The sequence below is a fragment of the Mycobacterium kyogaense genome (genome assembly GCF_003254575.1).
In the GTDB taxonomy this organism is placed as follows: Bacteria; Actinomycetota; Actinomycetes; order Mycobacteriales; family Mycobacteriaceae; genus Mycobacterium; species Mycobacterium kyogaense.
This window is the reverse complement of the sequence record NZ_QJUA01000026.1, coordinates 70598-82071: the sequence shown is the minus strand read 5'-3', so window position 1 is coordinate 82071 and position 11474 is coordinate 70598. Positions and strand designations below refer to the sequence as shown.

General features: G+C 63.2%; 15 protein-coding genes. 5 read left to right on the top strand and 10 right to left on the bottom strand.

Annotation, left to right across the window (positions count from 1 at the left end; translation table 11 throughout):
* A partial coding sequence (locus DMB80_RS17860) for a GHMP family kinase ATP-binding protein (RefSeq protein WP_111511082.1) occupies nucleotides 1–876 on the top strand: 876 nt, incomplete at its 5' end.
* A 585-nt stretch (nucleotides 877–1461) separates the two neighbouring features.
* Here the strand turns inward: DMB80_RS17860 and DMB80_RS17850 are convergent.
* Nucleotides 1462–2925 (bottom strand): MFS transporter, encoded by a 1464-nt coding sequence (locus DMB80_RS17850; protein WP_240431254.1) that lies wholly within the window; start codon nucleotides 2923–2925, stop codon nucleotides 1462–1464.
* A gap of 530 nt (nucleotides 2926–3455) precedes the next feature.
* Here DMB80_RS17850 and DMB80_RS17845 point away from each other — a divergent pair.
* Nucleotides 3456–4040 (top strand): HNH endonuclease, encoded by a 585-nt coding sequence (locus DMB80_RS17845; protein WP_240431253.1) that lies wholly within the window; start codon nucleotides 3456–3458, stop codon nucleotides 4038–4040.
* Between the two features lie 158 nt (nucleotides 4041–4198).
* On the opposite strand, the gene DMB80_RS17840 is transcribed toward DMB80_RS17845, so the two are convergent.
* Nucleotides 4199–5278 (bottom strand): HNH endonuclease, encoded by a 1080-nt coding sequence (locus tag DMB80_RS17840; protein WP_111511080.1) that lies wholly within the window; start codon nucleotides 5276–5278, stop codon nucleotides 4199–4201.
* Nucleotides 5279–5357: 79 nt separating this feature from the next.
* On the opposite strand from DMB80_RS17840, the gene DMB80_RS17835 reads away from it, so the two are divergent.
* A complete protein-coding gene (locus tag DMB80_RS17835; protein WP_111511079.1) occupies nucleotides 5358–5714 on the top strand; it encodes a hypothetical protein in 357 nt (118 codons plus the stop codon).
* 75 nt (nucleotides 5715–5789) lie between these two features.
* On the opposite strand, the gene DMB80_RS17830 is transcribed toward DMB80_RS17835, so the two are convergent.
* From DMB80_RS17830 to DMB80_RS17795, 8 genes are all read right to left on the bottom strand, one after another.
* Nucleotides 5790–6047 carry a colicin immunity domain-containing protein gene (locus tag DMB80_RS17830; protein ID WP_111511078.1) on the bottom strand — a complete coding sequence of 86 codons (258 nt, stop codon included), beginning with the start codon at nucleotides 6045–6047 and terminating at the stop codon, nucleotides 5790–5792.
* A 57-nt stretch (nucleotides 6048–6104) separates the two neighbouring features.
* Nucleotides 6105–6518, bottom strand: coding sequence for a hypothetical protein (locus tag DMB80_RS17825; RefSeq protein ID WP_205538757.1), 414 nt, complete (start codon nucleotides 6516–6518; stop codon nucleotides 6105–6107).
* Complete coding sequence (locus DMB80_RS17820) at nucleotides 6515–6865, bottom strand: hypothetical protein (RefSeq protein ID WP_111511077.1); 351 nt, start codon at nucleotides 6863–6865, stop codon at nucleotides 6515–6517. The genes DMB80_RS17825 and DMB80_RS17820 overlap by 4 nt, the downstream gene beginning before the upstream one ends.
* 27 nt (nucleotides 6866–6892) lie before the next feature.
* On the bottom strand, nucleotides 6893–7150 hold the full coding sequence (locus tag DMB80_RS17815; protein WP_162938598.1) for a hypothetical protein: 258 nt from the start codon (nucleotides 7148–7150) through the stop codon (nucleotides 6893–6895).
* A gap of 135 nt (nucleotides 7151–7285) precedes the next feature.
* Nucleotides 7286–7678 carry a DUF6188 family protein gene (locus DMB80_RS17810; protein WP_240431252.1) on the bottom strand — a complete coding sequence of 131 codons (393 nt, stop codon included), beginning with the start codon at nucleotides 7676–7678 and terminating at the stop codon, nucleotides 7286–7288.
* The gene (locus DMB80_RS17805) at nucleotides 7675–8940 is read right to left on the bottom strand and encodes a WXG100-like domain-containing protein (RefSeq protein ID WP_111511074.1); all 1266 of its coding nucleotides are present in this window, start codon (nucleotides 8938–8940) and stop codon (nucleotides 7675–7677) included. Before DMB80_RS17805 ends, DMB80_RS17810 begins: the two co-directional genes overlap by 4 nt.
* A complete protein-coding gene (locus tag DMB80_RS17800; protein WP_111511073.1) occupies nucleotides 8937–9221 on the bottom strand; it encodes a WXG100 family type VII secretion target in 285 nt (94 codons plus the stop codon). Before DMB80_RS17800 ends, DMB80_RS17805 begins: the two co-directional genes overlap by 4 nt.
* Nucleotides 9221–9532 carry a WXG100 family type VII secretion target gene (locus tag DMB80_RS17795; protein WP_111511072.1) on the bottom strand — a complete coding sequence of 104 codons (312 nt, stop codon included), beginning with the start codon at nucleotides 9530–9532 and terminating at the stop codon, nucleotides 9221–9223. Before DMB80_RS17795 ends, DMB80_RS17800 begins: the two co-directional genes overlap by 1 nt.
* A 146-nt stretch (nucleotides 9533–9678) precedes the next feature.
* Between DMB80_RS17795 and DMB80_RS17790 the strand changes: the two genes are divergently transcribed.
* Nucleotides 9679–10857 carry a hypothetical protein gene (locus DMB80_RS17790; protein WP_162938597.1) on the top strand — a complete coding sequence of 393 codons (1179 nt, stop codon included), beginning with the start codon at nucleotides 9679–9681 and terminating at the stop codon, nucleotides 10855–10857.
* Between the two features lie 72 nt (nucleotides 10858–10929).
* Nucleotides 10930–11394, top strand: coding sequence for a hypothetical protein (locus tag DMB80_RS17785; RefSeq protein ID WP_111511070.1), 465 nt, complete (start codon nucleotides 10930–10932; stop codon nucleotides 11392–11394).
* The last annotated feature ends 80 nt before the right edge of the window (nucleotides 11395–11474 follow it).

The following is an 11474-nucleotide window of genomic DNA, read 5'->3' as shown; positions in this document are numbered from 1 at the left end:
GTGCCCGGCGACGTTGACGGATGGGCGGCGTACGTGGCGGGGGTGGTGTGGTCGCTGCGGGAGGCGGGCTATCCGGTGCCGGGTGGGACGCTGGCAATCAGCAGTGGTGTGCAGATCGGTTCGGGTCTGTCGTCGTCGGCGGCGCTGGAATGCGCAGTTCTAGGGGCATTTCTTTCGGCCGCGGGTCTTTCTGTTTCTCCTGTGGAGCAGGCGCGCATCGCGCAGCGCGCAGAGAACGACTATGTCGGTGCACCAACGGGATTGCTCGACCAGTTGGCGATCCTCTACGCGCAGCCGCGGAGCGCGCAGCTGATCGACTTCCGCGACCTCACCGTCACCCCGGTCCCGTTCGACCCCGACGCGCACGGCGTGACGCTGCTGCTGATCGACTCGCAGGCGAGGCATCAGCACGCCGGCGGTGAGTATGCCGCGCGGCGGGGGTCGTGTGAGCGGGCCGCGGCGACGCTGGGTGTCCCCTCGCTGCGGGAGGCCTCGTCGGTATCGTCGCTGTCTGGCGAGGATCAGCGTCGGGCCCGGCACATCGTCACGGAGAATCAGCGGGTGCTGGACACGGTAGAGGCGTTGTCGGCGTTCGACTTCCGCCGCGTCGGCTCGTTGTTCACGGAGTCGCACGAGTCGATGCGGGATGACTTCGAGATCACCACGCCGCATCTCGACCTGATCGCTTCGAGCGCGGTGTCGGCGGGTGCGCTGGGGGCGCGGATGACGGGCGGCGGCTTCGGCGGCTGCGTGATCGCATTGGTGCCTGTTGGTTCTGTGCACGCGGTGGATGCCGCGGTGCGGGAGGCAGTGCGCTCGGCCGGGTACCCGGAGCCGACGATCGAGCCGACCCTGGCGGGCGAGGGGCCCACCTGACCACTTTATGCCGCTCGGGTCCGCCTCGGTAAGCCTTTAGGATTGCTCTGTCGTGCAGCGTTCCGGGGAGGTGGAACTGATGGCCGGGAACATTCGGCATCCCAGTCCAGGGTTTCCCGTGATAGCCCGATCTCGTTGATGACTACACGCAGACGGTGGCTTGTAGTCTGCGTCCTGGTCGCTCTCGGCGTCGTTGCTTCTGTGTTGATCGTCCGGCAGCAGAGTCGGTCTGACGGCGATTGTCGGCTAGCGGCCGATGTGGTCGAGACGTGGACGTCACTCAGTGCCTCCCTGAACGCGATGGTGGAAGCGCCGGACGGTGACGAGGCGACGAAGGCTGTGGAGTTCGAGGACGCTGCTGCTCGAGACATGCGGGAGAAGGCCTCGCAGATTGCGTCGCCAGGTATCCGCGCACATGCGCTGGAGATGGCCGACGCCCTCGGACAGATTGCAGATGCGCAACGTTCCACGGATGCAGCGGAATCAGTGGACATTCGATACCAGAACGGATCGATGTCCGCGGCAGCCGCTGCCGCTGGGCTTCGCAAGGAGTGCCCGTTGATACCGAGAGACCGGCAATGATCCTCAGCGGCTGGGCTTGATCAGCGAGAGCGCCAGGATGATCGCGATGATCGGCCCGGCCGCCATGATCAGGCTGAGCGTGTGGATGGCGTCGATCGCGTTGTTCGGTGCCTGGTCGACGATGAGGCGGGCCTGGTCGGGATTGACCAGCGTCGCGCCGCTGTGGCCGCCGTGTGAGGTGATCAGCGCTTCACGCGTCTCGGCGCGGGTGACGCCGTCTCTCGACAGGTCATGGGCGCTATCGGTGAGGAACAGATTGATGCCGACGAGGGCGAATAGCGCTGGGCCAAGGGAGTATCCGCCTTCGTTGACCGCGCTTTTGACGGCGGACACGGCGCCGCCGAGGTCGGCGGGGGCGCTGCTCATCATGATCATGGCCTGCGGGGTGGTGACCAAGGCACCGCCAATGACCATCAACGCGGCCGTGATGAACACGGTCACGCGGGTCGTGTCGAGGGTGTAGCTGTGCAGTACCACCAGGCCGCCGAGCATGAGCACCAGGCCGGTGACCATCACGGTGCGGGCGCCAAACTTGTTCGCGACGGGTCCGGCAGAGAGGGCGGCGAGCGCGGCCATGGCGGTGGCGGGCATGAGCAGGTAGCCGAACAGCTCGTGGGATTCCTTGCGGATGGTGACGAGGTAGAAAGCCAGCAGGATCATCGAGCCGCCGAGCACGATGTTGAACACGACGCCGGCGGCGACGGCGGCGTTGAAGCGGCTGGACCGGAAGACGCGCATGTCGAGCGCGGGGTGGTCGGTGCTGCGCTCGCGGACGACGAAGGCGACGCCGGCGGCCAGGCCGGCGGCGATGCAGGTGAGGCCGACGGCGTCGATGCCGGTCTCGATGCGGGACATGCCGTAGATGAACGAAAGCAGCGCGACGGCGAACAGCGCCATGCCGGGGATGTCGAGGCGGCGGCTGCTGCGCAGCGTCTCGGGGACGAAGCGCCACGTGATGACGAGGCCGATAGTCGCGATGACGGGGACGAGGAAAAAGGTTGCGCGCCAACCGATGGCGTGGGCGAGGGTGCCGCCGAGTGCGGGCATGGGGGTGGAGACGGCGTAGCCGACGCCGAAGTAGGCGGCGATGGCGGCGGCGCGGCGTTCGGGGGAGAAGACGGCGTTGGTCAGGGCGAGGGAGAGGCCGATGAGGAAGGCGAGTGCGATGCCGACGCCGGCGCGGGCGATGATGAGGACGGCGGCGACGGGGGCGGCGGCGGCCAGCAGGCTGAAGGCGGCGGCGCCGGCGAGGCCGACCATGTAGAGGCGGCGCATGCCGTAGAGGTCGCCTAGGGCGCCGGCGGAGAGCACCGTGGCGGCCATGGTCAGGGTGGCGAGGCTGGCGATGAAGGTGGCGGTGCTGCCGGTGATGCCGAGCCCGGCGGAGACGACCTGCAGGTTGGCCGACAGGGTGGTCGGGTCGCCGATGGAGACGGCGTAGCCGAGGCCCATCGCGAGCACGGTCATCACGGCGGCGGTGCCGGAGACGTGGCGCTGCTCGGTGGCTGTTTCGGGTTGCACGGGGTGATCGTATGGCGCGGATGTGAGCTAGGCAGGGAGATTAGGACCCGGGCGGCGACGCGCAAAACCAATTACCTCAACTGGGATGCGCGCTGAATCGGCGATAGGCAAGGGACGCGGACTGTAGTGCATGCAAAAACGGCCATTTCATGACGAGTTGGAGTCATATTCCAAGCGCACGGTCGTCCCGATGACGAAGCTTCTCGCGATAGTGCCCTGCCAACGCGGAATTGCGATTTCCGTGGGCGGCTGCGGCCTGGACCTCCCCGGGATCGTCGGCCTATGACCGTTGTCGGGTCCGCGGATGCGCTTCAGGCGTCGCGTGTTTACAACCTCGCCGAGGCGCATCGCCTAACATCCAGCCTGTGATTGTGCCAGGTGAAGTCATTTCTTACCTGGAGATGTGCCGCGAGGAAGGTACCAACCTACAGCGCGGCATGAACTTCGGTACTAACGGACGGCCCACAATAATCTTGATGAGCCGCCGGCCCGGCGCACCCTACGACGACCGCATCGAAAAAGATGGTCGCGTCCTCATTTATGAGGGCCACGACACCCCACAGACAAGGGGCGGGCCTGACCCGAAGACTTTGGACCAGCCTGAGCGGGGACCGGGGGGCTCTTTAACCCAGAACGGGCTGTTCCTTGAAGCTGCCTCACAACACCGGGCACTTGGGATTCCGACGGAACGGGTGCGGGTTTACGAAAAAATGCGTACCGGCATCTGGACGTTTAACGGCATATTCAAGCTCGTCGATGGCTGGCGAGAAGAGTCAAACGGGCGATTGGTGTTCAAGTTCCGGCTCGAGGTAGACCCCGATGCCACGCCAAACGTCGATTCGCGCGAGCCGCGTCTAGAGCAAAACAGGCTCATCCCAACGGAAGTGAAGCTCACCGTGTGGAAGCGTGACCAAGGCAGATGTGTCAACTGCGGAAGTACCGACAACCTTCACTTCGACCACATCATCCCGTACTCGCGCGGCGGATCATCACTCGTGGCCGACAACATTCAACTGATGTGTGCCCGCCATAACCTTGCGAAGCACGACAAAATCCAATGAAAGACTGCTACGCCGACTCTGTGTGCGTCACCACCGAGGGGACGACCACGCGATCGGGGTACGGCAATAGCGCCGCAGTCCCTGTCCGATGCGGACCCGACAGGCTCACCAGTGCGCCTACGCTGATGTAGCGGATCAGTTCGGCGCCGGACTACTCGTCAGGGCCACTGCGGTGAGAAGCCGATATCGAGGCGTTCCGTCTGCTTGTAGCCCGCCCATGTGGGGACACCCGTTGGTTGTCCGCGGTAGATTCCGCGCGCCGCGGCAATGACCCGGTCGTGCTGCGTCGGCCACTGAAGCTCAGAGGCGATGTCTTCCAGCGTCTTTCGATCGCGGTGCAGTACCCGGCGGATAATAGCCACTGCCGGCAACGCGCTGCTTTTGTCGGTGTTGCACCGCGCGCAGGCGAGCACCAGATTGGCCAGGCCGTCGATTCCGACGAGCGACCAGGGCAGCACATGGTCGATTGGATTCTTCGCCGGGAGATGAGCTACGCAGTAAAAGCAGTGCGGTCCGAAGGCGTCCTTGAACGGCTCCCGGATTGCCGACAACGCTAGGCGGTCACGACCGAACAGATGTCCGGCCACGTCGGGGATCTCAGCGTCGAGGAACCGATTCATGCGCCGAACGTCGTCAACCCACATGATCTCCAGCGCCGGTTTGAGCAGTCCGGCCAGACGCGCCAGCCCGGAGGCGATGCCCGGCTTCAAAACGATGGAGTCGTCGTGTGCTCGCAGGATCTTCCGAGAGACGTTCTCGCCGAGGAACGAGTCGTCGTAGAGGAACGGGTCACTTGCGGCGGCGCCCGGAAGTTTCTGCAATCGCGGTAGCGGTTGTTTGGCCAGCGCGATGACCACCGTGTCCATCGCGTCCGCGTAGGCATCGGGCGCCCGCATCATCGCCACCTCCAGCGAGAGCCCGCTGTTTCCGATTCCGGCAGCTGCGCGCAGGCGCTTCGTCGCGTCGGTGATGCGGGCTCTGTTTCCCGTCCGGCGCTGGATCAGTTCCTGCCCTTCGAACGGGCGGACCTGGCGCCAGTACAGATCGATCACGCGGTGCGCGAGGTCGGCAATCGGTACTTGCAGCGTGTCATCGCGTCGGTCTGGGAGGTTCTCTATGCAGTGCTCGATAAGCGCCATCAATAAGGCCAGTTTGTAGGTGGCGTCACGCGCACCTGTCTCGAGAATTGCGACCACTCGCTGCCCGAGCACCAGCGGGTCGCTCACCGCATCGTCCATGGTGTAGCCCCCGTCGCCGTCTGACCTTCACATTGCACTACTCGGGGCCCGGGAATTCTGGAGGTCTAGCGTTATCGGCATGGGGTTGTTCAGTCACGAGGAAGTTCGAGACCCGGCCGACGACGCGAGTAGTGGCGGTGTTCAGCGGGTCCGAGCTGCTGACGTGGACGCGTTCGGCGTCGATGGTCCGGTGGTCGTCGGTCCAGGCCCGGCGCCTGAAGACGGTTCGTGTGGCCAGTACGCGGTGCAGTTTCACGTGACGACATCAATGCTCGTCGGATTGAAACGCATTGCTGATCGGCAGGGAGTCACGGTGTCGGAGGTGTGCCGCCAGGTGATCGGTGTCTTCGTGGCCCAGCAGGAGGGCGAGTTGTCTGCATTGATTGCTGCTGAGACCGAGGTGGATCAATATCGGCCGAGTTTGGGTGAGGCGTAGATGTACCCGCCAGAGAAGGGGTCTGAGTTCGAAACCCAGGACGGATCTGGGAGTTTCGTGACACAAGGACACTCTTCAGGTGTAGCCGAGGTCCCGCAAAGCCCTCCGAGCGCGGGCAGCGCATGAGATGAGTACCTCATCATCGAGGTCCTCCGGCTCGGTCCGAAGTCGCTCGTCGGCAATGTAGGCGTCGGCGTCTTCGAACAGTTCCTGGAGTATGGGGGAGACGGGCTCACCGAGAATTCGCCGCTCGTTCTTCACCATCCGGAGATAGGTGCGTTGGAAACCGAGCGCGCTGACGGATTGACGCAAGAAGCGGTCGATGAGATCCATATACGAGTCGATACGGGGTATCCCCCGACCGTCCGGCGTCAAGAAACAGCTCCTCGCTCAATCACTCACGGTCGAGTCGTGTTCTGTCCGCAGTTTCATCCTGGGCCGTGGATAACCGTTGCCCCGCGATCCCCAAACTTTGACACGACCCCAGTCGCCCTCTAGAAGAACGGCACTGGCGTCGGCTGTGAGCAGATCGATATTGCCGCGGTCCTTGGCTCCGGTGGCGTCGGTGAAGAAACTGTGCGACCGGTGCAGCCATTCGACCTTTGTGCAGTTATTGAATCTCAGGTCGGCCAATTGGTAGCAATGATGCTCTCCTGTTCGCGGCGGTCGATACGCCTGGTGCTCGGGCGTCAGCACGGCGTCGAGACTGAAAGTCAGCGTTGACGGCGTCTCGGTGATCGCCAAGACGAAACTGTCTTCGAGATAGAACCCGTCGAGATCCGGAAACTGCTCGTAGTCGATCACGCTGGATGCACCACCAGCTCGTCGGGCCGTGGCCAGCGGGTGGGCGGCTGATCGGTCACCCAGGCGTACTCGAGTCCGGAAAGGTGGCCACTGGTGATCCAGATGATGATCTCACCCTGGTATTCGACGCCCTCGGACACGAACGCCCGGGCTGGGAACGGTCCGTCTGAACATCCAAAGACTCGCGTTGAGTCCGGCGCCCGAACCTCGCAGACCCACGTCGAACTCTTCGTCATCGTCGCGTGGGCGAGCTCGACCTGCAGCGCATACGCATCGTAATCTTTTGTCGTGCTGACGATTGCGCAAATCAACGAACGTTCCTCGTCAGTCAACGCGCGCTCAGTCATGGCCACAGCATTCGTCTCCACGTCGCATCACGTCTCATCCAATCTCACCGCATTGATACGTTGCAGGAGATCGCTGATAGCTGTGCCGTACGCCGTCGGTTCCCAGCTTGCGTCGAGATTGTCGATGAATTCGTCAGACAGGATCGACACGATCAGTTCCGCATCGCTGCGCGACACCGTGTCAGTTTTCGCAACCTTCTCGAAGAGTGCTGGATCACGACGGTTCAGAACGTCACGAAGCATCCGGTTCTCTGAATCCCGAAGGGACCTCAAGCTGGCATTCACCGAGGCAATTCTCCGGACGCGTAATTCATTCTGAGGCAGACGTTCTGGCGTGTGCGCTCCACGGGGCGAGTTCGTCAACCGCCGTTCGCGGGCAGGAACGCCCGCCCGTCTTGCCTCTTGGATGCGTTTTTGACGTCACGCGCCATCCTGATCGGTCTGTGCATTCCAGATAGCGAGTTCGCCGCCGGGCATTGAGACGACAAGCGCGCCATTGGGCCCCGATACGTTCCACGCTTCGTATGCGTCATCGGCCGGTACCTGGATCAGGCTGCCATCTGTGAAAGCGATCTTGAGTGCACCGGAATCGTCGGCTGTTGATTCAGACACGTCCAGCCCCACCAGCTGGCGAATCGGCTGGAAGGCCTCCTGCGGATCTTCGTCCGGAGTCAACGTGAACACTTCGCCGTTGCGGGTGAGGACGAGAGGCGACGCGATCAACGCGAAATGTTCGTCCGACAGCTGCATGACAATTGAGTTTTCGATCAGCACAGACTGCAGTTTCTTGCCGTTCAGTCCTAGATCCATCATGGCCGCCAACCTTTCGGGATCGGATAGGTGCCGTCAGGGTTTCGCGGGATGTGCGCGTCGGGCCGACCTGCTGGCTTCCCGTCGAGATTAATCGGTTGATTGTGCTCGTTGGTGAACTTCACGTACCCATCTGGATAGCGGGGGTCGGCCCCCGGGTCCATTATTCGTACTGAATTGCGGTCACCCGCAGAACCAGGCTTCTGATAGACAATTCCTTTTCCGTTGTTGGCGGGACGCGAGGTCCATCCTGCAGGCACTCCTGGTGGTGTCGGAGGTGGAGCTGGCGGCTTCTCGTCCGGCTTGCCCTTCCGTCCCAGGTTCTTGATGCGCTGCAGCTTCTGACGCATGCCTGCGATGTCATGCGCCCGTTTGACGCCCTTGCTGATGTTCTTCGTGACTTTCCACGCACTGACGGCTTCAGCGATGATGCGTGCAAATTTTGTAATCGATTGTGCGGCCTTGGCTGTGGCGGCTACGCCGCCGACACCGAACGACACGAACGACGCGGCAATCCCGATCGTTGCGGTTATCGCGATCTCGACCGCGAGATCCTGGAGGATGCCTTCTAGCTGAGACCTCAGGTCATCAAGAGCTGATTTGTAGTCTCGGCACGACTGCGCCAGCTCGGCGCATCCGTTCAGCACCGACGACGTTGCGTCCTTCAGTTGGTCGAGGTCTCGAACAATCAGCTCTACCTCGGGCGAGTGCGTGTCGCGGAAGGTCCGGGCATCAACTCCCAGACCTTCGACGATGGATGTCGTCTGGTAGACGGTCGCCATCCGGTCCCAGGCGTCGGCGGCATTCGACACTTTGTCTGTGTCGCCGTCCGGCACCGGGACGCCCACTTGCTGCATCAAACCAACGGTGTCGAGCAGCCCTCGGCCCGGACCGCCGGCGGAAGGGGGTGCTGTCAGCACACCAGCTGTGCTGGCGGGCTCGGGTGGCTTCGTCGGCGCCGCACCTTGGTTCCCGGGCGTGGCGTTGTGTTCTGCGACTGCGTGGTTGTATCCCGCCTGGATGATGACGCCGCCGTAGTTCTCCATCGCCGCGATCAGATCGTTGGCAGCACCGAGGACTTCGGCAGCACGCTCGTCATAGGAAGTCGCCCAAGCCCTTCCCGAATCGTCGGTGCCCGCCATCGAACCCGTCGTACCGAGAATGCCCACATTGACGTTGATGGCGTCGAACAGCTTGCCGGCCTTCTCGAACAATCCCTTTCCGACGGCGTAGTACGTGTCGGTGTCGACGTCCTGGACGGTCACGTCAGCATGGCGACGTTCAATTGAGCCGCCCCGGTGTAGTTCCGGTGCGCGATGTGTGCAGCGGCGCGGAGCTGTGCGGCCGCCTCGCGCATCTCAGCGCTCGCCGTCATCCACTCGTCGTGGCGTGCCCGGTGCTCGTCCGCCGCGCTGCCGGAACACGTTTCGTGCAGCGACGCCACCTGTGCGTCGATGCGCGCGGCCAGTGACTCGGCCCTCTGCTGAAAGGACTGCAGACGGTCTACAAAGCTCAACAGTTCGTCGAGTTCTACTCGATAGCGCATCAGCTGGTGATCTCCGTGTGGACAGAGCGGATCTCAGCTCCAGATTCACTGTCGCGCTCGGCATAGCTCACCGCGGCCATGCCCAGCTTTTGCGATCTTTCATCAAGAGCGTCGACCAGTTGCGTGGCTGCCTCGAGCCACTCTTCCCATGCGGCGGAATACGTTGCCGCAGCGGTACCCGACCACTCCCGGGACACGTTGTGCCAGTCGTGTTCCAGACGGTCGAGTTCCTCGCCCAGTTCAACGGCGTCATTGCCCAGGGCGCGTGATGCGGTCAACGCTTGATCGACATCTACCTGTAGGTGCTTCATGACCTTCCCCGAAAGCGACGTTTCCTCGACAATAGGGCCCGTCGCCCGGGGGTCTCGACGCTAATTTCTCCGCCGCGCTGCCTCAGCCAGGCGGCGCCCCGTGCGCTCAGCCTCGGTTGTCACCCCTCCGTCCTACCGTGCGGACCATGAACGAGGGACGTCAGCGACGCAAGATGAAGCAAGCGCGCCGGGATGCGCGGCGGCGGCACCGGACGGACCCAAAATTGGACGAGCACGACAGGATGGCCGGCAACCTGATCGGCGAGGCTCTGGCCAAGAAGCATCCGCTGGGCCTGCTCGCGATCGTCGCCTACTTGATCCAGTCGTCGAAGCCAGATCCGTTCGCGCGCCTGAGATCTAGCCGAGCCCTCGACCGCGAGCGACTTATCGAGAACTTCACTGCGCTGGAAACGCAGGAGTCCACCGCGCTGTTGGCGGCTCTCGCAGAGTTTCTCGACGACGACCCAGCCGCTCAGACAGCGTGCCGCCAGGAAGTCGCCCGCCGACGCCACCACATCCCGAAGTGGATCACCGAACTTCGGCGCGTCGAGGTCTACCGAGCCGTCCGGTTCGCTCACGTCCTCGGCGACTTCGACGAGCTGGTGATTGGCGCACGCTTTCCGAGCGGTCACGAGGTGGCCTGTGTCGCTCAGATCAGCCACAGCACGATGTCGATGATCGACACCGCCGAAGTCGGGTACGGGCCCGTCTCGGATGTCCTCGACAGCATTCAAATGGACGGCGATCCGGACGTGGACCTCATAGAGATGACAGTGGCCGACGCGAAGGAGTGGATGCTGCAAGGCTTGAAGGGGTCTCCGTTCCCGCGAGAGACGGAACCGTGGCCGCAATGCAGACCCCTGGTCGAGTGGCTCGTCAGTTGCATGCCCGACGGTGGCGACGGATACGCGCCGCCGGATTGGGACCACACGGACTTGCTCGAACTGCAGAGGGAGTTCTTCGCATCGCCCGCGGGGAAGGCATTCGACGGTTGGTCGCGCTGTGTCCAGATGGAGAACCTCCTTGATTCGGGTAACGGCGATCCGCTGCGGTGGAGCGCGGCCCGCATCGCAGAAGCGCTCGATGGGTCGGCGTACTTCGACGACTACTCGATTCTGGAGATCGCGCTGAGTACTCCTGATCTGCTGCGGGCCTACATCCCCTTCGCCCACGCGCGAAGTGGAGTACGCGAGGGCCTCACAGCAGAGGCTCTGGCAGCTGTCGACCGTCACGCGCCCCGCTTCCGCCGGGAGGTGATCGCGGAGGCGAAAAAGTGGGGCTACTTCGACGACGACGATGCTTGCGAGCAGGCGCGCAGCGGTTGACGCCGTCAAAGTGTCTCGCCGGGGCCGTGCGGTGTGGGCGGCGACAGATCTTCGAGTCGCTAGGCTCGGGACATGGAGGCGGGGCAGGCCGGCGAGCCCGAGACACTCTCCGCGCGCGAGAAAGTACTCGTAGAAGGTCAGAATGACTGGGTCAAGTTGTGGGATGTGCATCGCCATGTAGCCGCGGAGGACTCGTCGGCCACGCTCGCCGATGTTCAGCGCAAAACGCTCGAGGTTGTTGAATCACTCCTCGGCGAACATCTCGCCGAAGTCGGCGGCCTACGCGATCACGGAGCGCAATTCGTGCCCTGGACATCCAAGCTGAGCGACACGATGCGGCGGATAACAGTCGAGTATGTCCACAACTTCGATGACCGCCATGGATGGCCGTGGACCGTCTGGTTGCGAATCACGGAGACTGGCAAGCGAATCGGTGCTGAACACGAGCACGTCTATCGACGCTGGTTGTATGAACTACGCGTGCGCGGGCGGGAGTATGCGGCACTGCCGGCGAGACTCCAACCGAACCCCGAGTAGGACGCTCTTGCGAGCCGGATTTTGCTGCACAGGATCACTCACGGCTAATTAGCGGTGGGTGAGCGCGACGACGAGCTTCT